The 24,729-nt window shown below is 70.5% G+C and carries 23 protein-coding genes; 16 read left to right on the top strand and 7 right to left on the bottom strand.

The window, feature by feature from the left end:
* Positions 1–45: 45 nt before the first annotated feature.
* The 3 genes from G339_RS0102335 to G339_RS0102325 form a co-directional block, all read right to left on the bottom strand.
* Positions 46–1,245 (bottom strand): C40 family peptidase, encoded by a 1,200-nt coding sequence (locus tag G339_RS0102335; protein WP_019629467.1) that lies wholly within the window; start codon positions 1,243–1,245, stop codon positions 46–48.
* A 183-nt stretch (positions 1,246–1,428) separates the two neighbouring features.
* A complete protein-coding gene (locus G339_RS0102330; RefSeq protein ID WP_019629466.1) occupies positions 1,429–3,405 on the bottom strand; it encodes a thioredoxin domain-containing protein in 1,977 nt (658 codons plus the stop codon).
* Between the two features lie 14 nt (positions 3,406–3,419).
* Positions 3,420–6,995, bottom strand: a complete 3,576-nt coding sequence (locus G339_RS0102325) for a hypothetical protein (RefSeq protein ID WP_157407243.1) — start codon at positions 6,993–6,995, stop codon at positions 3,420–3,422.
* Between the two features lie 204 nt (positions 6,996–7,199).
* On the opposite strand from G339_RS0102325, the gene G339_RS0102320 reads away from it, so the two are divergent.
* The 6 genes from G339_RS0102320 to G339_RS0102295 all read left to right on the top strand — a co-directional run bounded on the left by G339_RS0102320 (position 7,200) and on the right by G339_RS0102295 (position 12,719).
* Positions 7,200–7,379, top strand: a complete 180-nt coding sequence (locus G339_RS0102320; protein WP_019629465.1) for a hypothetical protein — start codon at positions 7,200–7,202, stop codon at positions 7,377–7,379.
* A 289-nt stretch (positions 7,380–7,668) separates the two neighbouring features.
* Positions 7,669–9,261 (top strand): type I-E CRISPR-associated protein Cse1/CasA, encoded by a 1,593-nt coding sequence (locus tag G339_RS0102315; protein ID WP_019629464.1) that lies wholly within the window; start codon positions 7,669–7,671, stop codon positions 9,259–9,261.
* Positions 9,258–9,791: a type I-E CRISPR-associated protein Cse2/CasB gene (casB, locus tag G339_RS0102310; RefSeq protein ID WP_033322047.1), complete on the top strand. Its 534-nt coding sequence runs from the start codon at positions 9,258–9,260 to the stop codon at positions 9,789–9,791. The genes G339_RS0102315 and casB overlap by 4 nt, the downstream gene beginning before the upstream one ends.
* A 14-nt stretch (positions 9,792–9,805) precedes the next feature.
* Positions 9,806–11,128 carry a type I-E CRISPR-associated protein Cas7/Cse4/CasC gene (locus G339_RS0102305; RefSeq protein ID WP_019629462.1) on the top strand — a complete coding sequence of 441 codons (1,323 nt, stop codon included), beginning with the start codon at positions 9,806–9,808 and terminating at the stop codon, positions 11,126–11,128.
* Positions 11,125–12,009: a CRISPR-associated protein Cas5 gene (cas5, locus tag G339_RS0102300; protein WP_019629461.1), complete on the top strand. Its 885-nt coding sequence runs from the start codon at positions 11,125–11,127 to the stop codon at positions 12,007–12,009. The genes G339_RS0102305 and cas5 overlap by 4 nt, the downstream gene beginning before the upstream one ends.
* A gap of 53 nt (positions 12,010–12,062) precedes the next feature.
* A complete protein-coding gene (locus tag G339_RS0102295; protein WP_240489730.1) occupies positions 12,063–12,719 on the top strand; it encodes a type I-E CRISPR-associated protein Cas6/Cse3/CasE in 657 nt (218 codons plus the stop codon).
* Between the two features lie 6 nt (positions 12,720–12,725).
* Here the strand turns inward: G339_RS0102295 and G339_RS0102290 are convergent, their stop codons facing one another.
* A complete protein-coding gene (locus G339_RS0102290) occupies positions 12,726–14,084 on the bottom strand; it encodes a dihydrolipoyl dehydrogenase family protein (protein ID WP_026341070.1) in 1,359 nt (452 codons plus the stop codon).
* A 25-nt stretch (positions 14,085–14,109) separates the two neighbouring features.
* Positions 14,110–15,039, bottom strand: a complete 930-nt coding sequence (locus tag G339_RS0102285) for a ribonuclease Z (protein WP_240489729.1) — start codon at positions 15,037–15,039, stop codon at positions 14,110–14,112.
* A 108-nt stretch (positions 15,040–15,147) separates the two neighbouring features.
* Here G339_RS0102285 and gcvT point away from each other — a divergent pair, with 108 nt between their 5' ends.
* The 10 genes from gcvT to G339_RS0102235 all read left to right on the top strand — a co-directional run bounded on the left by gcvT (position 15,148) and on the right by G339_RS0102235 (position 22,497).
* Complete coding sequence (gene gcvT / locus G339_RS0102280) at positions 15,148–16,245, top strand: glycine cleavage system aminomethyltransferase GcvT (protein ID WP_019629457.1); 1,098 nt, start codon at positions 15,148–15,150, stop codon at positions 16,243–16,245.
* A 21-nt stretch (positions 16,246–16,266) separates the two neighbouring features.
* Positions 16,267–16,656 carry a glycine cleavage system protein GcvH gene (gene gcvH / locus G339_RS0102275; protein ID WP_019629456.1) on the top strand — a complete coding sequence of 130 codons (390 nt, stop codon included), beginning with the start codon at positions 16,267–16,269 and terminating at the stop codon, positions 16,654–16,656.
* Between the two features lie 4 nt (positions 16,657–16,660).
* Positions 16,661–17,917 carry a serine hydroxymethyltransferase gene (locus G339_RS0102270; RefSeq protein WP_019629455.1) on the top strand — a complete coding sequence of 419 codons (1,257 nt, stop codon included), beginning with the start codon at positions 16,661–16,663 and terminating at the stop codon, positions 17,915–17,917.
* Between the two features lie 129 nt (positions 17,918–18,046).
* Positions 18,047–19,420 carry an L-serine ammonia-lyase gene (locus G339_RS0102265; protein ID WP_019629454.1) on the top strand — a complete coding sequence of 458 codons (1,374 nt, stop codon included), beginning with the start codon at positions 18,047–18,049 and terminating at the stop codon, positions 19,418–19,420.
* Positions 19,421–19,848: 428 nt separating this feature from the next.
* The gene (locus G339_RS0102260) at positions 19,849–20,043 is read left to right on the top strand and encodes a hypothetical protein (protein WP_019629453.1); all 195 of its coding nucleotides are present in this window, start codon (positions 19,849–19,851) and stop codon (positions 20,041–20,043) included.
* Positions 20,024–20,536, top strand: coding sequence for a DUF6879 family protein (locus G339_RS0102255; protein ID WP_019629452.1), 513 nt, complete (start codon positions 20,024–20,026; stop codon positions 20,534–20,536). Before G339_RS0102260 ends, G339_RS0102255 begins: the two co-directional genes overlap by 20 nt.
* Positions 20,536–21,366, top strand: a complete 831-nt coding sequence (locus tag G339_RS0102250) for a helix-turn-helix domain-containing protein (protein ID WP_019629451.1) — start codon at positions 20,536–20,538, stop codon at positions 21,364–21,366. Before G339_RS0102255 ends, G339_RS0102250 begins: the two co-directional genes overlap by 1 nt.
* An 83-nt stretch (positions 21,367–21,449) precedes the next feature.
* Positions 21,450–21,845, top strand: coding sequence for a hypothetical protein (locus tag G339_RS0102245; RefSeq protein ID WP_019629450.1), 396 nt, complete (start codon positions 21,450–21,452; stop codon positions 21,843–21,845).
* Between the two features lie 68 nt (positions 21,846–21,913).
* Positions 21,914–22,123, top strand: coding sequence for a toxin-antitoxin system HicB family antitoxin (locus G339_RS0102240; protein ID WP_019629449.1), 210 nt, complete (start codon positions 21,914–21,916; stop codon positions 22,121–22,123).
* Positions 22,120–22,497 carry a type II toxin-antitoxin system death-on-curing family toxin gene (locus G339_RS0102235; RefSeq protein ID WP_019629448.1) on the top strand — a complete coding sequence of 126 codons (378 nt, stop codon included), beginning with the start codon at positions 22,120–22,122 and terminating at the stop codon, positions 22,495–22,497. The genes G339_RS0102240 and G339_RS0102235 overlap by 4 nt, the downstream gene beginning before the upstream one ends.
* A gap of 44 nt (positions 22,498–22,541) precedes the next feature.
* Here the strand turns inward: G339_RS0102235 and G339_RS0102230 are convergent, their stop codons facing one another.
* Both G339_RS0102230 and pgm read right to left on the bottom strand, forming a co-directional pair.
* A complete protein-coding gene (locus tag G339_RS0102230) occupies positions 22,542–22,907 on the bottom strand; it encodes a hypothetical protein (protein ID WP_019629447.1) in 366 nt (121 codons plus the stop codon).
* A 135-nt stretch (positions 22,908–23,042) separates the two neighbouring features.
* Entirely contained in the window at positions 23,043–24,707 is a 1,665-nt protein-coding gene (gene pgm / locus G339_RS0102225; protein WP_019629446.1) for a phosphoglucomutase (alpha-D-glucose-1,6-bisphosphate-dependent), read from the bottom strand.
* Positions 24,708–24,729 lie beyond the last annotated feature (22 nt).

Below are 24,729 nucleotides of genomic sequence, written 5' to 3'. Positions count from 1 at the left end.
TCGAAATTACCCGGCGACCGGGCCGGGCGGCCAGCGGACGCGGCGTCAGCCGCCGGCGCCCAGCCGGTTCGCGACGCGCGGGTTGACCCGGATCGCGCCCTTGAAGTTCGTCAGGTAGACGTTCTGGATCTGCACGACCGTGCCGGTGTGCGGCGCGGCGATCATCTTGCCGTTGCCGAGGTACAGCGCGATGTGCGAGATGTAGCCGGGGTTGGTGGGGTCGTTGGCCCAGGTCAGCATGTCGCCCGGCTGGGCCTTGCTGTACGGCAGGACCCAGCCGGTGCGGGCCTGGTCGGCGGCGACGCGCGGCAGGTGGATGCCGACCCGGTCGAACGCGTACTGCATGAGGCCCGAGCAGTCGTAGCCGCCCTCGGCCTCGGACTCGCCGCCCCACACGTACGGCCAGCCGAGCCGCGTGTACGCCGCCTTGATGACGGTCTGGACCTGCGCGGCCGTCAAAACCTCGCCGCTGGCGCTCGGGACCTTGCCCGTCGAGGACGGGTAGTCCAGCGCCGGGTTGACCTCGACGGCCTTGGTGCCCTTCGGCAACTGCTTCTTGAGCTTCTTGACGAAGGCGCGCGCGTCGTCCTTCTCGGTGAGGCTGATCAGCATCGCGTTGGACGTCGGCATGCCGAGCGTCTGCGCGGTCGCGTGGGACACGACCGCGTCCACGTCGCCGATGCCCATCGTCGCGTACGCGCCGACGCGGACCTGCGCGGACCGGCCGTCGCGTCCGGCGATCGGGATCTGGCTGCCCAGCTTGACGCCGCCGTCGCTGCCCATCGTGAACGAGATCGCGGCGTCGCCCGCGGCGATGTTGCGCCACAGGCCGTCCGCCTTCGCGGTCGGCTTCGGGGTGAAGTTGCGGAAGGTGGACGGGTCCACGCCGAGCAGGCCGACCTGCTTGCCCGCGACCTTGGCCTGGACGGCGTCCACGACCTCGACGCCGGTCACGCGCTTGGTGCGGCGGACGCGCTCGACGGTCTCGCCGGGCAGCGTGTTCGGCGCGGCGACCAGGATGTGCGGGGTGCGGCGCTTGCCGAGCGGCGCGACGGTCGCGGCGGCGAGCCGGGTGTCGCCGGACGCGGCGACGAAGCGGGCCTGCTTGTCCTGGAGCGGGACGGCGGCGGCGGGGCCGTCGGCCTTGGGCGGGTCGAGGACGACCAGCCCCGTCCCCGTTCCGAGGGTGGCGAGCACGGACACGCCGATGATCGTCGGTAGCACCCGGCGGTCCGGCTTGCGCACGGCAACATCTCCCTCGTCAGTCGGCGGGGCGCTGCGGCCCGCCCGTCGCGGCTTGGACGCGACCAATGATCAGATACCCGGCGCGCGGCGCGGGTTCGTCAACCCCGTCTCCGATACTCAGTGGTAACACCAAGGCCGAAGGAGATCAAGGTCACGTTGCCACAAAAAGGACCTTCGATCCAATCAGCCGCGGAGTTCGGCGGCGAGGGCCGCGGTCGTCGTCACCGGCAGGCGGCAGGCGAAGTCGCGGCAGACGTAGGCCGTGGGAACGCCGTCGACCTGCGCCCTTCCGGCCAGCAGCGGCACGCCGCCGGACGTCCCCACCGCGACGACCGCGCCCGGCGAGGACGCCAGGAGCGCCGCCCGGTGCAGCGCGCGGGTGGCGTCGTCGGCCGGGTCGCCGACGACGGCGACCTCCAGCGGGCCCGCCGCCAGCGCCTCCGCGACGGCCAGGCCCCAGCCCGCGAACCTGGCGTGCCGCGCGGCCAGCGGACGGGCGGGGGCCAGCGCGCGGACGGCCGCGTCGCGGTGCCGCGCCGAGCCCGTCAGCGCGGCGTACGACAGCAGCGCGCCCGCCGCCGCGAACTGGCCGGACGGCGTCGCGTTGTCGGTCGGGTCCTGCGGGCGGCGGAACAGCGCCTCGGCGTCGTCGGCGGTGTCGTAGAAGCCGCCCGCGTCGTCGGCGAAGCGGTCCAGGACCGTGCCGAGCAGGTCGCCCGCCGCGTCGACCAGCGCGGCGTCGCCCGTCACGCCGTACAGCGCGAGCAGGCCCTCGGCGACGTCGGCGTAGTCCTCCAGGACGCCCGCGTTGGCGCCCGCCTCGCCGTTCCGCGACGTCCGGACGAGCCGCGCGCCGTCCCGGTGGACGTCCAGGACGAGCCGGGCGACCTCCTCGGCGGCCGCGACGAGGTCGGGGCGGTCCAGCAGCGCGCCGCATTCGGCGAGGGCGGCGACGGCCAGGCCGTTCCAGGCCGCGACGACCTTGTCGTCCCTCGCGGGCGGGACGCGGTCGGTCCGCGCGGCCAGCAGGGCCCGGCGGACGCGCTCGTGGCGCTCGGGGTCTTCCGGGTCGCGCGGGAGCTGGAGGACCGACGTGCCGTGCTCGAACGTGCCCGTCACCTCGAACGCCTCGACGGCGTACGCGCCGTCCTCCGGTCCTAGGACGTCGGTGAGCTGGTCGGGCGTCCAGACGTAGTAGCGGCCCTCCTCGCCCTCGCTGTCGGCGTCGAGCGCGGAGGCGAGGCCGCCCTGCTCGGTGCGCAGGTCGCGCAGCATCCAGTCGCAGGTCTCCAGCGCGATCCTGCGGGCGAGCGGCGCGCCGGTCAGCCGCCACCAGTGGGCGTAGACGCGGGCGAGCAGCGCGTTGTCGTACAGCATCTTCTCGAAGTGCGGGACGACCCATTCCGCGTCCACCGAGTACCTCGCGAACCCGCCGCCGAGCTGGTCGTAGATGCCGCCGCGCGCCATCGCCTCCAGCGTGTGCGCGGCCATCGCGAGCGCGTCGCGGTCGCCGGTGCGGGCGTGGTGGCGCAGCAGGAACTCCAGCGCCATCGACGGCGGGAACTTCGGCGCGCCGCCGAACCCGCCGCGCGCCGCGTCGTACCCGGCGGCCAGCGACCGCACCGCGACGCCGAGCGCGTCCGCGTCGGGCGCCTCGACGTCCGCGCCGATCCCCCCGGCCCGGCCCGCGAGCGCGTCCACGATCCGCGACCCCTGCTCGACGACCTCCGCGCGCTGCTCCCGCCACGCCGTCGCAACGCCCTGCAGCAGCGCCCGGAACCGGTCCCGCGGAAAGTACGTGCCGCAGTAGAACGGGTGCCCGTCCGGCGTCGCGAACACCGTCATCGGCCAGCCGCCCTGCCCGGTGAGCGCCTGCGTCGCCTCCATATAAACGGCGTCGATATCGGGCCGCTCCTCGCGGTCCACCTTGACGTTGACGAACCAGCGGTTCATCAACTCGGCGGTGACATCGTCCTCGAACGACTCGTGCGCCATGACGTGGCACCAGTGACAGGCCGCATACCCGACGGACAACAGCACGGGCACGTCCCGCCGCCGAGCCTCGGCCAACGCCTCCGCCCCCCACTCCCACCACTCCACCGGATTCCCGGCGTGCTGCAGCAGGTACGGACTCGTCGCGTCCTTCAGCCGATTGCCCATCTCCCCATCGTCACCTATTCCTGCGCCGCGTGCGGATTCGGGTGCAGATCGGTGAGGACGCGGCCGTGGTGGTCGAGGACGTCGACGACCCCGGCCACCGACCTCGGGTCGATTCGGCCGAGCAGCGGCAGCGCCCGGTACCAGCTTTCGGTGCGCAGGATTCCGCCGACCAGCTCGTGGACGGAGACCGTTTCCGTCACCGGGCACAGGCGATGCGCGAGGACTCGGAGGACGGACAGCTTCCACCGGTCCTCGTCTCCCGCCGCGTCCAAATGCGTGGGGGCTCCTTGCAGGTATCCGGCGACGGTCACCTGCGCGACACCGCGAGCCGTTGGGTCCGGTATGTCGTCGGCCACGCGGATCGCGGACGCGACTTCACCGCGCGCGGCGTGCAGCAGCGCGAGGCCGGTGGCGAGCAGGGGTTCGGTCGTGAGGCGTGCGTACGCCGTCGTCCGCAGGGACGCGAGGCGCGCGTCCACCGACTCCCCCGAGGCGAGACGTCGCAACGCTTCGAGCAGATCGCTTTCGACCCCGAGCGGACCGGCGCCCAGCAGGCCGCCGATCGCCGCCGGATCGAGTTCCGCGTCGACGGCCAGCGCCGCCCGCCGGTACTGGAGCCCCGCCCGCCCCCTGGGCCGCCGCCCATCCGGAGGACCGGCCCATGACTCGGCGGTGTCGGCCTCGCCCGCGTACGCGAACGCCTGCGCGACCGACGCCCGCATCTCCGGCGGCTGCGGACTCACCCGCTCGGCGAGCGCCGCCGCCTGCACGGCGCACCGCAGCGCCTCGACGCGCCGCCCCGCGTCCGCGTGTCCCCTCGCCGCCGCTGTCATCAGACGTACGCCCGGCAATGCTCCGTGCGCCTTTCCCGTCAGCCGTGCCAGGGCTGAACCGGTGTCTCCGGGAAGGCCCGCAAGGGCTTCGGCGAGGTGCGGGAGCCACGGAAGGTCGGCTTCCCGCTCGGCGACGACCTGAAGGTACTGATCCACGTCCCGCCGCAACCGCGCACGGTCGCCGAGCGACCGCGATTGCGCCACCTGGCGGAGCAGATCCCTCTCCTGTCGAACTTCAGGGGGTTCCTTGGCGCCTCCGTCAGCGGGATCTGGCTCGGCGGGCTGGCGGTTCTTCTTGCGTTGATCCTGATCGACCACCGCCCGACCCCGCGCCGTGATGTGCGCAGGAAACTCGCCGAGCCTTCCGCGCACCGCTTCAGGCAGCTCTTCGAGATCGCAGGACGCCTGCGCCAACAAGGCCAGTGAGGCGCCGAAGTCGTCCCCCGACACGGTCTCGGAGATCGCTCGCGCTTCGCTCCACGCGGTCTTCGCGAGTTCCCGGGTCCGGTACCGCAGCTTTCCGCGCTCGTCCTCCGAGGTCACCTCTTCGAGGACGCGCGCGAGCGCGGACACCACCACGGCGCGGCAGTCGACGGCGACAAGGCCGTGGGAATCCACCGCCAGTCGTTCGGAGAACTTCTCGATCTTCTCCAGAAGGCTCTTCCTCCGCTCGGGATCGTTCACCGCAACGGACGCCATGATCTCGACCGCGAGGACCGGCTTTCCGTTCTCCGCCTGGTGATCCGCTTCGAGCAGCAGCTCGTCCAAGACGCGCGCCGCCAAGTCCGGGGCGGCCTCGCAGAGCAGCGCGGCGGCCCGCGCCACCGGTTCCACGTTCTCGGACCGGCGGATATCCACGCGCTCCAGCAGCCGGACGGCCTCGGCGGTCAGCGCGGCCCCGTCCCGCCCGCCGTCCGTCCGGCCCGCCTCGGCCAGCGCGACGACGGCCTGCGGGACGACCGCGACGGTCTCCCACTCCGCGACGGGAGGGCTCCAGGACGCTCCCTCGTCCGATCGCACCGCCCACATCGCCGCTTCCCAGGCGAAGTTCCGCGCCTGCTCCGACGCACCGGGCAATCTCGTCGCCAGAAGCTCCCGGACGACATCGAGGAGCCGGACGGCCTTGGACGCCGGATCACCGGCGCCCAGCGCCAGCGCCCGTGCCCGCTCCCCGTCGTCGACCACGCACAGCGCCCGCAGCACTTCGCGCGGAATCAGCGTGTTCCCCGCCTCCAGGAGAGCGCGCGACGCCGCCGCCGACGCCAGATCGGCGAGGGTCGGCTTCTCTGGGCCGGTCCGTTCCGGCGAGGTGATCCAGTCCAGTGACGCGAGCGCCAGATCGGTTCGGCCCCGCGCCGCGAGCCGCGCCAGTCGACGGTGGTCGAGGGTGAAGTTCTTGCGACGCTCGGCGGCTTCGCGCTCAAGAAGCCCCAGATAGCCGTGCAGCAGATAGCCGGGGGTGTCGGCGGGCCAGCCCTTCGCGCGGAACTCGTCCGCCCAGCCGCGGAACCCTTCTCGAAGGCGGGCGAGTTTCTTTTGCCCCAGGCTTTCGCACGCCTGTCTGTGCAGATCGCGGTGGGCCAGCACGAGCGCGTCCGGCTCAAGTTCTTCGCGGGAGAACGAGCGGCTGGCCACACTGCGCAACAGACGGGCCAGATCATGCGGGATGATCTCGCACCCGCCGCCTTGGACCAGGTACAGCAGATCTTGTTCCGTGAGGCCGCCTTCGGCCACGGCAAGCAGCCCGACGACGTCCCGCTGCCAGGAATCGTGTCCGCTGAGCAGTGCGTCGAGGTCCTCCAGCGCCGCTTCGTTCTTCGCGGCGATCTCGGCGGCCTCCGGCGACGGCCGGAAGTCCACGACCGGTTCGGCGTCGCGCAACGGATGGTCGTGCGGGAAGCCGATCGGCAGCGGTGGATGCGGTCGACGGCTGACCAGGACGACCAGCCCCGGATACGGCTCGGGCGGGAGCATCGACGCGATGCTGGACGTCTCCTTCACAGGCGCCTCGGTACCCCACGTCCCGGCGTCCTCATCGAGTCCGTCGACGAGCAGGACCAAGATGCGGTCCTCCTTCATGCACTGCTCCGAGACCGTCTCGTACAGCTCCAGAAGAGCGACCTTGTCCTTGTCTTTCGGTCCGGTGTTCGTCTTCCCGAGGTGCTTCAGGTACCGCCGCAGCGCTCCACACATCGTCGCGACGAAGTTCCCAGCGGTGTCACTTCCTTTGCCCCAGCGAACGAAGTATCCGATGAGATCGACTTCCGGCGGCGCGTAATCTTTGGCGAAGTGAGTGAGGAACTCGGACTTGCCCGACCAGGCCGGCGCCACCAGCGACACGTAGTGCGTTCCGCCGACGACCAGCTCGCGCAGTTGTTCAAGCTCGGTGTCCCGCCCACTCAGCTTCTTCAATCTGCTGAGCGCCGGGTCATGGATCAGCCGGAAGGGGAGTGCCGGGGTGGGACGGTACGAGTTACCGGGCCTGCCTCCCTGCCGCAGATCGCCGTGGGCGCGAGCCCGCTGCCAGAGCCGTTCCCACTCCTCGGCTGAACGCGCCGACCAGGCGGCCAGTTTTTCCATCCGGGAGATCAGGCGCTGGGCCGCCGGCCACGAATCCTGTGTCGGCACCTGTCTCCCGTTGAGCCATGCGCTGACCGTCCTCGGATTCATGCCCTCCGCGCGACAGATCTCCGCCTGCGACAGCTCGGGACCCGTGGCCCGGTTGCACAACTCCTTCAGGGCATTGGCGAACTCCACGGGCGCCGTCCGCCGCCCCACCGGCTCCACTCCGCTCACCGCGTCCCCTCTCGCGCCCGTCCATGACGACTTTTTTGTGGCCGCTGACCAGCCGAAACGCGACCGAGTCGACGATCCGACGTCGCGAGAAACCCCCAGGACGGGAGACAACCGTCGGGCCAGTCGGCCACCAGCGCCCGACCGACCCGTCCGAGAGGAACCCGCATGCCCGCACTGCCCTCCCTGCTGACCAACGCCCCGGTGTTCGCCGCCGCCGCAGCGTTCACCTACGCGCTGACCCTGTGCGGCGTCGCCCTCGTCTCGGTCACCTCCCGCAGCCCCGCCCGCCGCCGCGACGCCCGGTCCACCCTCGCAATCCTCCTCGGCCGGAGCCCGCAAAGGTGATGAACGCTTTCATTGACCGAAAAGAGCGAAATGACCACTTCGCACGCTTTCGCCGAGCAACACGGCGAGAGTCCCCGGAGACGGAATCCGAAGAACCGTTCGGCACGTCCACCCCGACGATCTCCGGACAAATTCCAACCGCTGTGGGAGCCTTCCTGCTGGGTGTTCCGTCCCCCGGACCCATCGGTGCGGGCGCGGGTGTGCCGGGGTCGTCGGCCGCGCCTCTCGTCACGCACCTCGCAGCGGCTGACACACGGCAGTTCCTCGGCCCCCTCCGGAGGTTCAACGCATGCAAGTGGCCGACCGGCCGATGGTCGATGAGGGCACCGGCAGGCCCAGTTGGGACCCGCGCGAACACCCGTTCGTCCGTGGTCTCGCGTTGGACGGGGCCGTGGCGGAGCGGTGCCTGACGGACTTGTTCTCGTCCGCCGACGCGCTCAAGGACGTGGATGGCGATACTCCGGGCGAGACGGTCGCCGTCGTCGAGTTCCTGCTTGCGCTCTGCTACGCGTCGGGCACGTACCCCGCTTCGGAAGCCGAATGGCGGCAATGGGTGCAGAACGGGCATCCGCTAGATGGGGTCGCGGCGTGGTTGGAGGCGCAGCCCGATGAGGACTGGGACCTGTTCCACCCGACCCGTCCGCTTGGGCAGAACGCTCAGTTGCAAGAGTTCCTTGCGGAGCACGGAACGGGTCCGGCCCAGTTGGTGATCGAGCAAGCCGGGGACTACAACCAGTTCGCCGACCACCACCATCTCGAAGACCCCGATCCGCTGCCCGCCGCCAAGGCGTACCGGGCCATGCTGACGCAGCATGTGTTCGGCGTCGCCGGACGCGCGCGGATCTCGGGGAAGGCGACTCTGGGGCCGACCCTCACCAACCTGGCCACCGGGCGGCTCGGCGGTCGCATCCGAGTCCTCGCCAAAGGTCGGACTCTGGGCCATACCTTGCGGCTGAACCTCACGCCGACCACCGACGACCCCGGGCCGCTCAACCTGACGTGGACCCGTGGGATCGAACGGCGCGGATTCACGAGCAAGCCGCCGCCCCGGTCCGTCGCCGGTTACGCGGATCTGCACAGCTACCTGGGGCGCTCGGTGCTGTTGCGGCCGAAACCCGGTCTCTCCGGTGACCGCGCCGTCGTCGACCGCGTTCTGGTCGCCGCCGGCGAACTGCTCGACCTGGACACCAAGAAGCACTGCCAGGACGCTGTGCTGTCGGAAACCCGGACCGGCGTCAGAAAGCCCCTGTGGCCGTCGGCGACGCGTGATCTCTGGCGTGAGGCGCACGCCCTCTACGCGGCGGTCGAGCGCCGGTCGGGCGGCCTTTACGCACGGCTCGCGGAACTGCCCCGCGAGGCGGGTCCGCACTCCGTCGACCTTCTCGCGGTCGGTCTGCTGACCAGCCAGGCCACGCCCGTCGGCTGGGTCACCAGTGTTTTCCCGTTCGCGCCGGGGCTGGCTCCGGAGTTGTTCGAGGCGTCGCGGCGAGGTTCGGAGGTGGCGGAGTACGTGGCCAGGGCCCTGGACCGGGCCGCCTTCGAGGCGTGGAAGGTCATGTATCCGAACCCCAAACCGGCCGACAAGAAGGCGCAGCTCGCGCGGTTCGACGCGCGCGGGGAGCAATGGAAGGCGACCGAGCAGCCGTTCTACACGCTGCTCGCCGATGTCGCTGACGGCGCGACGGTTGCCGAGTGCATGCCCGAGTACGCGGAGTGGCTTCTTGAAATGGCGCGTGAGTTTTTGACCAAGCGCTTGGACGCGCTACCGAACAACAGCCAGGGAATGCGAGCGCGAAGAGCGGCGGAAGATGGATTCGAACGCTTCATCAACGATTCCAAGGCACCGGCCGACCTGGCCGCGGCCGTGAACGGAGAAGCATGAGCAGCGCAGGTGGACCCGAGGCCGTGCAGTCGGACGCCGCCCGGCTGACGGCCTGGTTGATGGCGCTCGTCCGCGAACGGCAGTACGGCGAACTCGCGCAGCTCCGCCGCGTGACCGCAGGCAGCAGCACCAGATACCAGGCGGGTTGGCACGCGTCGGATCAGGAAAAGCGCGAGCTGTTCGAGCAGGTGGCCTTTCTGTTCGCCGTGTACCACCGGGGCGTGAGCGTCCCTACTCCGGGTTACGGCAGTTTCGGCGGGGCGGCCCGCAGGATCGGCCGACCGTCCGCCCGCGGCCCGGAGGACCCCGGCGCGACGCGGCTGGTCGACCGGGTCGTGGCCAGTCGGCGCATTCCCTGGCGCCATCTCCAGCACGGCATCGCCCGGCTGCGCGCGTGCGAGCAGCGTCCCCCGTCCTGGACCGACCTCGTCGTCGACCTGGACCGATGGCACGACCGGAAGGCCCGCGTCGCCTACCGCTGGGCGGTCGATTTCCACGAACCGCCGAACCCCCGACGGACCGACCGCTAGAAGGGCGGCAGCACGTGACCGAAACCAAGCAGTTCCTCTCCCTCCATCTGCTGGAGACCCTGGCCGCCGTCCTTCCCGTCCGCGACGAGAACAACGCCCCGAAGACCATCGTCTACGGCGGATTCGAACGGCACATGATCACCAGTCAGGCGAGGCGCCGTGCCGAGCGGATGCACGCCCGCGACCGGGCGAACGCCGGGAAGGGGCCGCTCTCCGGCCGCACGATGGGCCAGCGGACCCGCGAATGGGCGCTGCTCACGGCGCGCGTTCTGGAGACCGCGCACGGCTGGGAGAGGGACGAGGCCGTCCTCACCGCCCGGACCGTTCTTGAAGGGGTCGGCCTCAAGTTCGGTGATCCGGCGAAGAAGACCGTCGCGAACCTCACCAAAGTCCTGTTGTTCGCCCCTGCGGACACCGGTGAGCGGATCGCCGCGCACATCGCCGAGAACGCCGATGAACTGCGGGCGTGGCGGGATGAGTACCTCGAACTCCAGGCGGCGAACGCGAAGCCGAAGCGGGGGAAGCGCACGGCCTCCGACGAGCCGGAGACCGTCGTGGAGGAAGGACGCGAGAAGAAGCTCCCGCCGCTCCCGAAAGAATCGCGCGCCAAGGTGCTCACGGCCCTGGCACCGCGCGACGCCATCGACATCGCCCTCTACGGCCGATTCCTCGCCGAGATCGCGGATTCGCCCAACGTGGAGGGCGCGGTCCAGAGCGCCCACGCCTTCACGATCCAGGAGGCCGAGACCGTCGACGACTTCTATGCCGCCGCCGACGACGCGAAACTCGACCGGAAGAAGAACGCCCTCGATTTCCTGGACGCCGCAGACGACGCGGGGGCGGGAATGACGGGATACCAGTCGCTGATCTCGGGCACGTTCTACCGGCACGCCGTCCTCGACCGGACCCAGTTGCGGACCAACCTCCGGGCCGCCGGGATGACGGAACCGGAGGCGGAAGAGGCCGCCGTCGCGGCGGAGCAGGAGTTCGTCACCGCGTTCGTGGAGGCGTTCCCGGAGGCGAAGAAGAACTCCACGGCCTCCACGGGTTCGCTACCGGGGCTCGTCGTGGCCTTCGAGGGCGACCGCCCGTACAACTACGCGGCGGCCTTCCAGAAGCCCGTCAACGAGAATCCCGAGGACAGGGGCGGCGAGGGACCGGCCGGGCTGGCCGGAGTGCGGCGGCTGCTGCGCCATCACGCGTTCGTCGCCGACCGCCGCCCCGATATCCGCGCGGTCCGGCTGCTCACCTACGACCCGCAGGTCGACGCGCTCCTCAACGAGCTGTCCCCCGTGAGAGCGACGCGGGTGAAGACCGTCGAGGGACTGACGTCGTGACGCACGTCCTGCTCATCCGGTTGGCCGGGCCGCTCCAATCGTGGGGCGTGGGCAGCCGCTTCGCCCAGCGGCGGGATTCGCACAGCCGACCCACGAAATCCGCGGTGATCGGGATGTGCGCGGCCGCGTTGGGCCTGCCGCGCTCGATGGGACTGACCGAACCCGAAAGGGCCACGCCGACGGTCTTCGGTGAACTGGCCCGGACGGTCTTCGGCGTGCGAGCGGACCATCCGGGCGTGCCGGTCCGCGATTACCACACCGTGGGAGCCGGTAGCTATCCGCTGCGCCCGCGTGATCTGATCGTGGACCACCGGCGGGCGGCGGCCGTTTCGGCCTCCCTCGACGCGGCCACCGGCGAGGAATTCGGTAACCACGCGCTGGACGGATGGTACGGCTCGCCGAAAAGGATCGAGGCCGATCCGGTTTCCGGCGTGCTGGTGTCCAAGGAAGTGCCCCGCTCGGCTCTCGTCACCGAACGGTGGTACATCGCCGATGCGACGTTCCTGGTCGGTCTCCAGCACGAGGACGAGGCTTTCCTGACGTCGGTCGGCCAGGCGTTGGAGAACCCCCGGCACCTGCTGTGGCTGGGGCGGAAGTCCTGTCCCCCGTCCGGGACGGTCTCCCTCGGCACGGTTCCCGGCGACCTGGACACCGTATTCCGCAGATATCGTCTGCTTCCCGGCTCCGACGAAAACCGGAAACCGGGAAACAGGGTCTGGGCCTGGTTCCAGGTCCCACCCTCCGAGCCCGGCTCCAAACCCGTACACGACCAGCCGGTGAGCTTCGCCGCCGCGGGCGCGGAGCACACCGCGCGCTGGGAGATCACGCGCAGGATCACGATCCCGCCGGAAGCGACCGAATGGGAGGGCATCATTCCGTGAGCAGTCCGTCGCGCCCCCGAACCACGTCAGCCCGCTTCGTCGCGTCCCACTCGGTGCTGACCCTCGACACGCGCCATCCCTATGTGGCGAAATCCCTGCTCGACGCTCAGGAGATGCACCGCACCGTGATGAGCGGTTTTCGTGGGTGGATCGACAACGGCGACGCCGATGCCCGCGCGCAGATGGGCGTTCTTTCCACCTGGACGCTGAACTTCAAGGAAGCCGCGCTCATCCTCGTCGTGCAGTCCAGAATCGCGGGGAACTGGGCGCACATGCCCAACGCCGCCCTTCGCGAGGAACCGCGGTTCATCACGGTCGACCGCACGTTCAACACCGGCGACACGGTCGCTTTCCGGTCCGTCGTCAACCCCACGTACAGCAAGGCGCGCAGCGGCCCGGAGGGACAGCGGATGCGCGGGCGGCGGGTCGCGCACACCAACCCGGCCGGAGTCCGGAAATGGTGCGCGCGCCGTTTCGGGGACGGCACCGGAACCGGCGGAGACATGGGTGCCGCCGCCGATCCGGAGACCATCGCGGTGCGCATGCTGCCGACGGTTTCCAGCGCCACGTCCCACAAGGCGCTGAGGATCGCGCGCGCCGAACTGCGCGGTTCGCTGACCGTCACCGATCCCGCGGCATTCGTCGCGGCCCTTTCCGAAGGCGTGGGCCATGCGCGGGCGTATAGCTGCGGCCTGGTCCTCGTCCGCTGACGCGGGTCAGTCGTCGTAGAGGTCGGCCAAGGCCGTTTCTATGGCTCGGTGGAAGGTCGGGTAGGCGTAGATCATCGTGCTCAGGGTGTCGACGTGGACCTCGGCGTGGACGGCGACGGAGAGGGCTCCGAGGATTTCTCCGGCCATCGGGCCCATGACCGTCGCGCCGACGAGGACTCCCCATTCGGCGTCCTGGACGAGTTTGACGAAGCCGTCCCCGCCGGGGCCGTGGATCCAGCCGCGCGTGGACTGCGCCAGGTTCGTGCGGCCGACGCGGACCGGGAGGTTCTGGTCGCGCGCCTCCGCCTCGGTGAGGCCGACGACGCCGATCTCCGGGTCGGTGAAGGTGACGCGCGGGACGGCCCGGTAGGACGCGGGCGGCCCCGTCCGGTCGAGGATGTCGCGGACCGCGACCGCCGACTGGTACATCGACACGTGCGTGAACGCGCCCTTGCCGGTGATGTCGCCGATCGCCCACAGGCCGTCGCCCGCGCGCATGTTGCCGTCGACGTCCAGGGCGCGCGCGTTCTCGTCCAGGCCGACCGCGCCGAGGCCGAGGCCCTTCAGGTTGGGGCGGCGGCCGGTCGCGACGAGCAGCCGCTCCCCGGTGATCTCGCCGCCGGTCGTGCCGAGCGTGAACGCGCCGTCGTGCGCGACGCGCTCCACGCGGGTGCCGGTGCGGACGTCGACGCCCTCGCGCTCGAACACCTTCCCGAGCAGGTCGCCCGCCTCGGGCTCCTCGCGGCCGACGAGCCGCGGCCCGCCCTCGATGATCGTCACGCGCGTCCCGAACCGGGCGAAGACCTGCGCGGTCTCGACGCCCACGACGCCGCCGCCGAGGACGACCAGCGACTCCGGCGCCGTCTTGGCGCGCACCGCCTCCCGGTTCGTCCAGAACGGCGTGCCCGCCAGCCCCTCGATCGGCGGGACGAGCGGCGCGGTGCCGGTGTTCAGCAGGATGCCGCGCTCGGCGCGCAGCACCCGGTCCCCCACCGTGACCTCGCGCTTCCCCGTGATGACGCCCTCGCCGCGGACGAGCTGCACGCCGCGCCCGGTGAGCCGGTCGGCGGCGGCCTGGTCGTTCCAGTCGTCGGTGGCCTCGTCGCGGATGCGCGCGGCGACGCGCGTCCAGTCGGGCCGGACGGTGGTGTCGGCGGCCAGCTCCGGCGCGCGGCGGGCGTCCGCGACGAGGTCCCCGGCGCGGGCCATCATCTTCGTCGGGACGCACGCGAAATACGGGCACTCCCCGCCGACCAGCCGCGCCTCGACCGCCGCGACACGCAGGCCCGCGTCGGCGAGCAGCCCCGCCGCGTTCTCCCCGCCCGGTCCGAGCCCGATGACGACGACGTCCACTTCTTCAGCCATGTCCCTCACTGTGCCCGGCCCGCCGTCACTTATCTCTGCGTTTGGGCACCGGGACGCGGTCGAGGTCGTGGACGACGGTGATCTCCCCGCTGAACGCGGCGGCGGCCTCGGCGCGGAACCGCTCTTCCTCGTCGGCCCCGTAGCGCTCGGAGAAGTGGGTGAGGACGAGGTGCCGCACCCGCCCGTCCGCCGCGACCCGTCCCGCCTGACCGGCGGTGAGGTGCCCGTAGTCGGCGGCGAGCGCGGCGTCCCGGTCCAGGAACGTCGACTCGATGACGAGCATGTCCGCGTCCGCCGCGAGCTCCCCGACACCGTCGCACAGCCGCGTGTCCATGACGAGCGCGAACACCTGACCGGGCCGGACCTCGCTGACCTCCTCGACGGCGACCGTCCGGCCGTCCGGCGCGACGACGGTCCCGTGCTCCAGCAGCGTCCGCACCAGCGGCCCGGCGATGCCGCGCCGGGCCAGCTCGGCGGGCAGCATCCGCCGCCCGTCCGGTTCGGCGAGCCGGTACCCGTACGCCTCGACGGGGTGCGACAGCCGCCGCGCGGTCAGCGTGAACGGCGCGTCACCGGTGTCGACGGCGGCGCGCTCGCCCGCGAGGGGATGTTCGACGATCACGTCGGTGTCGCGGAACAGGCTCGCGTGCCGCAGCCGCGCCCAGTACTCCGCGCCGCTCTCGGGGAACGCGGCGACCACCGGGTGCGGGACGCCGTCGCGGGCGATCCGCTGGACGATCCCGGGCACGCCCAGGCAGTGGTCGCCGTGGAAGTGCGTGACGCACAGGAAGTTCAGTTCCGTCGCGGACGCGCCCGCGAGCGCCATCTGCCGCTGCGTCCCCTCGCCGGGGTCGAACAGCAGGCCGTACCCGTCCCAGCGCAGCAGGTAGCCGTTGTGGTTCCGCCGTTTGGTGGGCACGGCGCTGGCCGACCCGAGCACACGAAGATCACGCACGGTCTCATCATGGCGGGCCGCGTCCGGGCCGCTCACCTCGGTACCGGTGGCGCGCGGGGGTTCTGAGACGATGGTCGGAACGCGTTCGCGACGAAGGAGCCGTGCCCGATGCCCGCCGAGACCGAAGCGGTGAAGACCCCCCTGTACGACGTCCACGTCGGCCTCTCGGGGCAGATGGTGGACTTCGCCGGTTTCCTCATGCCGCTGCGGTACGCGTCGGAGACCGCCGAGCACGTCGCGGTCCGGACGGCCGCGGGCCTGTTCGACCTGTCCCACATGGGCGAGATCTTCGTCACCGGAACGGGCGCGGCCGCCGCGCTCGACCACGCGCTGGTCGGGGACCTGTCGGCGCTCGCCGTGGGCCGCGCCCGGTACACGATGATCTGCGCGCAGGACGGCGGGGTGCTGGACGACCTCATCGTCTACCGGCTCGCGGACGAGGTGTTCCTGGTCGTCGCGAACGCCGCCAACATCGCCGTCGTCGCGGACGCCCTCACCGAGCGCGCGGCGGGCTTCGACGCGGCCGTGGAGGACCGCTCCGCCGCGTACGCGCTCGTCGCGCTCCAGGGCCCGCTCGCCCACGAGATCCTGGCGCGGCACACCGACGCGCCGCTCGCCGGGCTGAAGTACTACGCGATCCTCGCGGGCCGCGTCGCGGGCGTGGACGCGCTGATCGCCCGCACCGGCTACACCGGCGAGGACGGCTTCGAGCTGTTCGTCTCCGCCGCCGACGCCGTCGCCGTCTGGCGAGCCCTCGCGGCCGAGGAGCAGGTCGTCCCGGCGGGCCTGGCCGCGCGCGACTCGCTGCGGCTGGAGGCCGGGATGCCGCTGTACGGCAACGAGCTGACGGCGGAGACGACGCCGTTCGAGGCGAACCTCGGCCGCGTCGTCAAACTGGACAAGCCCGTCGACTTCGTGGGCAAGAAGGCTCTGGCGGCGCAGGCCGCGACCCCGCCAGGCCGTAGGCTCGTGGGACTGGTCGCCCGCGGCCGCCGCTCGCCCCGCCAGGGGTACGCGGTGCTCACCGCGGCCGGCCTGCCGTGCGGCGTCGTGACCAGCGGCGCGCCGTCGCCGACCCTCGGCCGGCCGATCGCCCTCGCCTACCTCGACACCGGCGTCGTGGAGGAGGACGGTCTCGCCGTCGACGTCCGGGGCAGGCCCGAGGCGGTCGACGTGGTCGCCCTGCCCTTCTACAAGCGTCACTGAAACTGGAGAGAGACAACGATCGTGAGCGTTCCGGAGGAGCTTCGCTACAGCGAAGAACACGAGTGGGTCGCGGGGCTCGACGGTGAGGGCGGCATCGTGACCGTCGGGATCACCGCGCACGCCGCCGACGCCCTCGGCGAGATCGTCTACCTCGAGCTGCAGCCCGCCGAGGGCGACACGGTCGAGGCCGGGGAGGTGTGCGGCGAGGTCGAGTCGACCAAGTCCGTCAGCGACCTGTACTCCCCCGTCACCGGCGAGGTCACCGCGGTGAACACGGCGGCGCTGGACGAGCCGAAGGTCATCAACGACGACCCGTACGGCGAGGGCTGGATCTTCAAGGTCCGGATCGCCGACGAGCCGGGCGACCTCCTCGACGCGACCGCCTACTCCAAGCTCATCGAGGAGGACTGACCGCGTGCGCTTCAACGATTCGCTGGCCGCCGCCGACCCGGAGGTCGCCGAGGCCGTCGCGGCGGAGCTGAACCGGCAGCAGACGACGCTGGAGATGATCGCCTCGGAGAACTTCGCGCCGGTCGCGGTGCTGGAGGCGCAGGGGTCGGTCCTCACCAACAAGTACGCCGAGGGGTACCCGGGCAGGCGGTACTACGGCGGCTGCGAGTACGTGGACGTCACCGAGCAGCTCGCCATTGACCGCGCGAAGGCGCTGTTCGGGGCCGAGCACGCGAACGTCCAGCCGCACTCGGGCGCGCAGGCGAACACGGCGGTGTACTTCGCGCTGCTGTCGCACGGCGACACGATCCTCGGGCTGGACCTGGCGCACGGCGGGCACCTCACGCACGGGATGCGGCTGAACTACTCCGGCAAGACGCTGAACGTGGTGCCCTACCACGTCCGCCCGGAGGACGGCCTGGTCGACATGGACGAGGTCGCCGCCCTCGCCGCCGAGCACCGGCCCAAGATGATCGTCGCGGGCTGGTCGGCGTACCCCCGGCAGCTCGACTTCGCCCGGTTCCGGGAGATCGCCGACTCGGTGGGCGCGCTGCTCATGGTGGACATGGCGCACTTCGCGGGGCTGGTCGCGGCGGGGCTGCACCCGTCACCGGTGCCGCACGCCGACATCGTCACCACGACGACGCACAAGACGCTCGGCGGCCCGCGCGGCGGCCTGATCCTGGCGAGGGAGGAGTACGGCAAGAAGATCAACTCGGCCGTGTTCCCCGGGATGCAGGGCGGGCCGCTGGAGCACGTCATCGCGGCGAAGGCGGTGGCGCTGAAGTTCGCGGCGTCCGACGCGTTCAAGGACCGGCAGCGGCGGACGGTCGAGGGCGCGCGGCTGCTCGCCGAGCGGCTGCTGGCCGACGACTCGCGCAAGTCGGGCGTGAAGGTGCTGACGGGCGGGACGGACGTCCACTTGGTCCTGGTGGACCTGGTCGACTCCGAGCTGACGGGCCGCGACGCCGAGGACCGGCTGCACGAGGTCGGCATCACGGTGAACCGGAACGCGGTGCCGAACGACCCCCGGCCCCCGATGGTGACGTCCGGGCTGCGCGTCGGCACGCCGGCGCTGGCGACGCGCGGGTTCACGACGGAGGACTTCGAGGAGGTCGCCGACGTGATCGCGCTGGCGCTCCAGCCGTCCTTCGACCGGGACGCGCTGGCCCGCCGGGTGCGGGCGCTGGCCGACAAGCACCCGCTGTACCCGGACCTGTGACGGGTCGCGAGCGGCCCCGCGCCCGCCGGTCGGCGGCGCGCGGGGCCGCTCGCGGTTTCGGCCCCCGCCGATAACATCGCCGTGTAGCCGGGTAAGACCGGAAGATCCGTAACGGCGCAAGGGGGCGGCGTGGCGATCAGCGTCTTCGACCTGTTCAAGGTCGGCATCGGGCCGTCGTCGTCGCACACGGGCGGCCCGATGGAGGCCGCGCACCGGTTCGCGGCCGGGCTGCGCGACGACGGGCTGCTGGCGCGGACGGCGCGGGTGCGGGCCGTCCTGTACGGCTCGCTCGGGCTGACGGGCAAGGGGCACGGCAGCGACAAGGCCGTCGCGCTGGGGCTCGGCGGGGACACGCCCGCGCGGGTGGACGTCGACACGGTCGACAAGCGGCTGGCGGAGATCAGGGCGACCGGGCGGCTGGCGCTGCTCGGCGAGGTCGAGGTGCCGTTCGTCATCGGGGACGACCTGGTGTTCGAGCGCAAGGAGTCGCTGCCGGGGCATCCGAACGGGATGCGGTTCACGGCGTGGGACGCGTCCGGGAACGAGCTGCGGTCGCGCGTGTACTACTCGGTCGGCGGCGGGTTCGTCGTGGACGAGGAGGCGGCGGGGGCGGACCGCGTGAAGCCCGACGACACCGTCCTGCCGCATCCCTTCTCGACGGCCGCCGAGCTGCTGGAGCGCTGCGCCGAGACGGGCCTGTCGGTGTCCGGGCTGATGCTGGCGAACGAGCGGGCGTTCGGCCGTACGGACGCCGAGATCCGCGCCGAGTTGCTGGCGCTGTGGGCGGTCATGCGCGCGTCCGTCGAGCGGGGCTGCGCGACGGAGGGCCTGCTGCCGGGCGGGTTGAAGGTGCCGCGCCGCGCGCCGCGCCTGCACCGGTCGCTGCTGGCGGAGGGCGACGCGGACCCGCTGCGCGCGATGGACTGGGTGACGCTGTTCGCGCTCGCGGTGAACGAGGAGAACGCGGGCGGCGGGCGGATCGTCACCGCCCCGACGAACGGCGCGGCGGGCATCGTCCCGGCCGTCCTGCACTACCACGACCGGTTCGTCCCGGGCTCCGGCGACGACACGGTGGTGCGGTTCCTGCTGACGGCGGGCGCGATCGGTGTCCTGTTCAAGCAGAACGCCAGCATCTCCGGCGCGGAGGTCGGCTGCCAGGGCGAGGTCGGCTCGGCGTGCTCGATGGCCGCGGCGGGCCTCACCGAGGCCCTGGGCGGCACGCCCGCCCAGGTCGAGAACGCCGCCGAGATCGCCATCGAGCACAACCTGGGCCTGACCTGCGACCCGGTCGGCGGCCTGGTCCAGGTCCCGTGCATCGAGCGCAACGCGGTCGGCGCGATCAAGGCGATCACCGCGACCCGCATCGCCCTGCGCGGCGACGGCCGCCACTTCGTCTCCCTGGACCGCGCCATCAAGACCATGCGCGACACCGGCCGCGACATGCTCGACAAGTACAAGGAGACGTCCCGAGGCGGCCTCGCCGTCAACGTCATCGAGTGCTGACGCACCTGGCCAGGGGCATCACGCCCCAGCTAGCGGTACCCAACCAACCCGACCGACCAGTCACACGTCTTCCCGTTTCCCCGTGGCTTCCCGAAGGCAGGAGAGCAACGGCCCGCGCACGGCACCGACTGTGTGGGGCCTTCTCATACCCGCTCAGAGCCCGTCACGGTGCTTCGTGGAAGCCCCTGCCGACAGCAGCACCGACGAACGGCACGCCGACCGTAGAGACCCCTGGGGTAATGGGTGACCGATGCACTTCAGGCTCCGTCTGGGGCATGGTTCTTCGCCTCTGTACGGGTCTGGCGTATTTGAGTAGCTACGTCCTGTAGTCGATTATTCCGAAGCAGGAATATTCTTCTGAGCGCATTGACCACGTGGAATACTCACCCTAGATTGATGGTGACATCCCCGTTGAAAGGGTGGGAAAGATGGCGCTGGAAAACCTCATCGCTGGGCCTGCCTGCACCGAAGATGACTGCCCGCAGATCGGCCTAGCCACGGATGGGATGGTGGACGTCCAGGGCTATATTCAGTCTCAGATCACCACTCCTGATGGAGAGGCCGTTGTCCGCATCCCTGCCGAACTCATCATGGAGGCTGCCCGTGCGCTTGGACGGCAGTGATTGGCGAGAGTTCTTCGACCGATACCAGAGATCGGCCTGGCGGTTGGAACTGCGTTCGTTCTACACGATGCCGCAGGAGCAAGAATCCTTTCAGCGGTTCGCATCCGGTGAACGGCTGCCTGCCGATTATTGGTCCGGGTGGATGGCCCGGGTATCGGCCTTCGCGGAAAGCGGCCGAACCATCGGCCGCGTGCATGTCCTTCGGCGACCTCTTAGTGAGTATCTTCGTTTTCAGTTTGATTACTACTCGCACCATGTTCGTGCCGGTGAGGATATCCGCATACTCGATCTCACGGACAGGGGAGCGCCAGAACTGCCGGAGCACGATTTTTGGTTCTTCGATGATGAGCACGTAGTGGAGTTGCGTTACCGGGAAGATGGAACGCAGATAGGCCGGTTCCTCTTGGAAGAACCGGACTTGGACAAGTTCAGGAAGTACCGTGATAACGCTCTCGAAGGAGCGATTCCCTTCATGGAGTACTGGCAAGGGTAGTGCTTGAACCGGGCAGGCTAGGCAAGAACAGGAGCGACCTGGCGAGCATTCTTCGTACCCTGCGCAAAGAGGCCGGTTATACCGGCAAGCGCTTGGGGTCCGAAACGAGCATGAGCCAGAGCAGAGTATCGAAGATCGAGAACGGCAAGCTGACGCCGACCGTTGTTGACGTTCAGAGAATACTTGAAGCTCTTGATGTACCGGCCGAAGACAGGCCGGAGATTCTCGCGCTCGCTAAGTTGGCGAACACAGAGTACAGGGATGTTCGCTCGCTTCTGCAAAAGGGCCTAGACAAGAGACAGAACGAGCTAGAGGGCCTCGAACAGTCGTCTAGGCAATTGCGCTACTTCTTGCCAGTGATGATTACCGCGTTGCTGGCGACCCCCGAGTATGTCAGAGCGAGCCTTAGTCACTCTTCGGGCGACACAACGAAGGCAGTAGCGAGGAAGCTCGAACGGCAAGCCGTTCTCTATGACGAAACGAAGGAGTTCACCTTCGTACTCACCGAGGCGGCCATCAGATGGGCCGTGCTTCCCGCGCCTCTGATGGCTCTGCAGGTGGACCGCTTGATATCTCTTTCCCATCTGTCGAACATTCGACTGGGAGTCATCCCCTTGGGGGTCGAATCGGCCCGAGGGCCGATGAACACGTTCACCGTCTACGACAGGCGACTGGTCACAGCAGAGCTATTCAGCGGATCAATGGCGTTGAGAGACCCGAGAGATATTGACTTCCACCTCGGCTTGTTTGCCGGGTTCGAGAGCATCGCCGTGTTCGGCGGCGCTGCCCGTGACTATCTTTCCGCATGGACTCAAGCCTTCAGGGCATGAGTTTATGACAGGGCGGGAATAATCGTTGATGTCTCAGTGAATGCCGCATAGCGTCGCCCTACCGAACGAACGGAAGGGCGGGCATGTCGAACGGGTTCACGGCGACGTCGGGGACGGAGACGCGAGACGTCACGAGGATTCTCCCAACGGTGACGAAGGCGGAAGCCGAGTCGTACGCGGATGTGCTCAGGCAGTTGGTGCCGCTCCTCAAAGAGCGCGGCGTTTCAACGTTGCTCACGGAGTATGTGACCATTCACCTCGGCGACAGGGACAAGCCTTCGGCGAGGGCCGACGAGTATCAGCGGCCGGTACTCAGTGCCTGGCTGCCGGATGCCCCCCGGTCGGGTGTCGCGATCACGGCTACCTGTGGCATCTATTGGTGGGGTGAGGGTAGAAGCGTCAGCATTCGTGAGCCCGAAGGTGCGGCGGTAGCCGTTTCGGAACGGCTTACCGACTTGAAGCCGGCCGAGACTTCTTAGTTCACAATGGCCCTGTACGGCGCTGTGGCGCCTTCCAGCGGCCGACCGGGCGTTGGTATCGTTCTGGTATGACGACCCGCAGCATCCGAATCCCCGACGAGTTGGACGCCGCGCTGGTGGCGCTGGCCGAGGCCGAGCACGTTTCGATCAACACGGAGATCATCAGGGCCGTGGAGGAACGGGTGCGCGCGCAGGCGCACCGCGCCCGCGTCCGCTCGGTGATGGCCGAGGTGATGGCCGAGGACGCCGAGCTGCTGACCCGGCTGTCGAAGACATGACCGAGTACCTCACGGCCGAGGATCTCATCGAGATCAACGCGGCGGCGCTGGGCGGCACGGCGGCCGTGCGCGACGCCGGTCTCGTGGCCTCCGCCGCGATGCGTCCGGCGACGGTCGCGTTCGGCGCGGAAGCCTACGCGGCCGTCGAGGAGAAGGCCGCGGCGCTGCTGCACTCGATCATCTGCAACCACGCGTTCGTGGACGGCAACAAGCGCACGGGCTGGACGGCGGCGCGCATCATGCTCGCGCTCAACGGCCTGCGGCCGGAGCTGACCGACGACGAGGCGTTCGATCTCGTCCTGCGCGTCGCGGCCTCCGGCTCGCAGATGGAGGTCAAGGAGATCGCCGAGGCGCTGCGGGTCGTCGCGCGCTGAGGATGGGAACGCGGAGCGCCCCGGGTGGGGCGCTCCGCGGTGGTTCACTTGCCGTTGGAGAAGGCTTCCACGCAGGTGCGGGCGAAGGCGGACTCGTCGGCGATCTTGCCGCCGTTCTTGAGGAAGGCGTTGCGGACGAGCTTGCACGCCTGGGCGGCCTGGTCCTTCGGGTGCCGCTTGTTGCTCTTGGCGGCGGCCTTCAGGAACTCGGCGCGGGTGATCTTGTGCCCGTCCTTGCGGACGGCGATCACGGTGTTGGCGCCGGGGTGCGGGGCCTGCTCGGCGGCCGGGGCCGCCGGGGCCTGCGCGGCCGCCTTGTGGGCGGTGGCGTCCTTCGCCGAGGCATTCGAGGAGCAACCGGACGCCAGCAGGCATCCGGGCAGCAGTGCGGCGGCGATGAGGCGCTTCATGGTTCTCCCAGGTCGAGGCGGGGTTCGGACGGCAAAACCGTAGGCGCGCGCGACGCGGCGCGGACCGAACCCCGCCGTCCTTTACCCTTTCCGGGAGGTGGACCTACCCGGCGTTGGGACGCCCGGGAAGCCCCGCTAGTTGGTGTTCAGCACCTCCGCGACGAGCTCCCGCGCCTGCTCCTGCACGGCCGCGAGGTGGTCGGGCCCGGCGAACGACTCGGCGTAGATCTTGTAGACGTCCTCGGTGCCGGAGGGGCGGGCGGCGAACCACGCGCGGTCCGTCGCGACCTTGAGCCCGCCGATCGGCGCGTCGTTGCCGGGCGCGCGGGTGAGGACGGACGTGATCGCGTCCCCGGCGAGCGTGTCGACCGTGACCTGGTCCGGCGACAGCTTCTTGAGCAGTTCCTTCTCGTCGGGCGTGGCGGGCGCGTCGATGCGGGCGTACGCGGGGTCGCCGTGCTTCGCGGTGAGGTCGCGGTACAGCTCGCTCGGGCTGCGGCCCGCGACGGCGGTGATCTCGGCGGCGAGCAGCGCGAGGACGATCCCGTCCTTGTCGGTCGTCCACACCGACCCGTCGCGGCGCAGGAACGACGCCCCGGCGCTCTCCTCGCCGCCGAACCCGAGCGACCCGTCGAGCAGGCCGGGGACGAACCACTTGAACCCGACGGGCACCTCCACCAGCGGGCGGCCGAGGTCGGCGGCGACGCGGTCGATCATGCCGCTGCTGACGAGCGTCTTCCCGACGCCCGCGGCGGCGGGCCAGTCGGGGCGGTGCGCGAACAGGTGCGCGATGGCGACGGCGAGGTAGTGGTTGGGGTTCAGCAGCCCCGCGTCGGGCGTGACGATCCCGTGCCGGTCGGCGTCGGCGTCGTTGCCGGTCGCGAGGTCGTAGGCGGCGCGGTTGCCGATCAGGGACGCCATCGCGTGCGGCGACGAGCAGTCCATGCGGATCTTGCCGTCCCAGTCGAGGGTCATGAACCGCCAGGTCGGGTCCACGTCGGGGTTGACGACGGTGAGGTCGAGCCCGTACCGGTCGGCGATCTCGCCCCAGTAGAAGACGCTCGCGCCGCCGAGCGGGTCCGCGCCGATCCGGACCCCGGCGGCGCGGACGGCGTCGAGGTCGACGACCGAGCCGAGGTCGCGGACGTAGGCGTCCAGGAAGTCGTGCCGCTCCGCGCAGTCCATCGCCCGCGCGTAGGACACGCGCCGCACGTCGCGCAGGCCGCCGCCGATGATGGCGTTGGCCCGCTCCTCGATCCACGACGTCGCGTCGGTGCCCGCCGGGCCGCCGTTCGGCGGGTTGTACTTGAAGCCGCCGTCGCGCGGCGGGTTGTGGGACGGGGTGACGACGATCCCGTCCGCGATGCCCGAGCGGCGGCCCCGGTTGCGGGTGAGGATCGCGTGGGACACCGCCGGGGTCGGGGTGTAGCCGTCGCGGGAGTCCACGACGACCGTCACGTCGTTGGCGGCGAGGACTTCCAGCGCGGACGCGCGCGCGGGCTCGGACAGCGCGTGGGTGTCCGCGCCGAGGAACAGCGGCCCGTCGATCCCCTGGGCCGCGCGGTACTCGCAGATCGCCTGGGTCGTGGCGAGGATGTGGCGCTCGTTGAACGCGGTGTCGAGCGCGGAGCCGCGGTGCCCGGACGTCCCGAACGCGACGCGCTGCGCCGGGTCGGCCGGGTCGGGGTGCAGCGTGTAGTAGGCGGTGACGAGGCGCGGCACGTCCACGAGGTCCGTCCGGGTCGCGGTCCGTCCGGCGCGCGGGTCCACCATGTCTTCCTCCAGCCGGTCGTCGATCATCGGCCCCTACCCAAGGATCGCG

The organism is Actinomadura atramentaria DSM 43919, assembly GCF_000381885.1.
Taxonomy (GTDB): domain Bacteria; phylum Actinomycetota; class Actinomycetes; order Streptosporangiales; family Streptosporangiaceae; genus Spirillospora; species Spirillospora atramentaria.
This window is presented reverse-complemented; position numbering and strand designations above follow the sequence as displayed.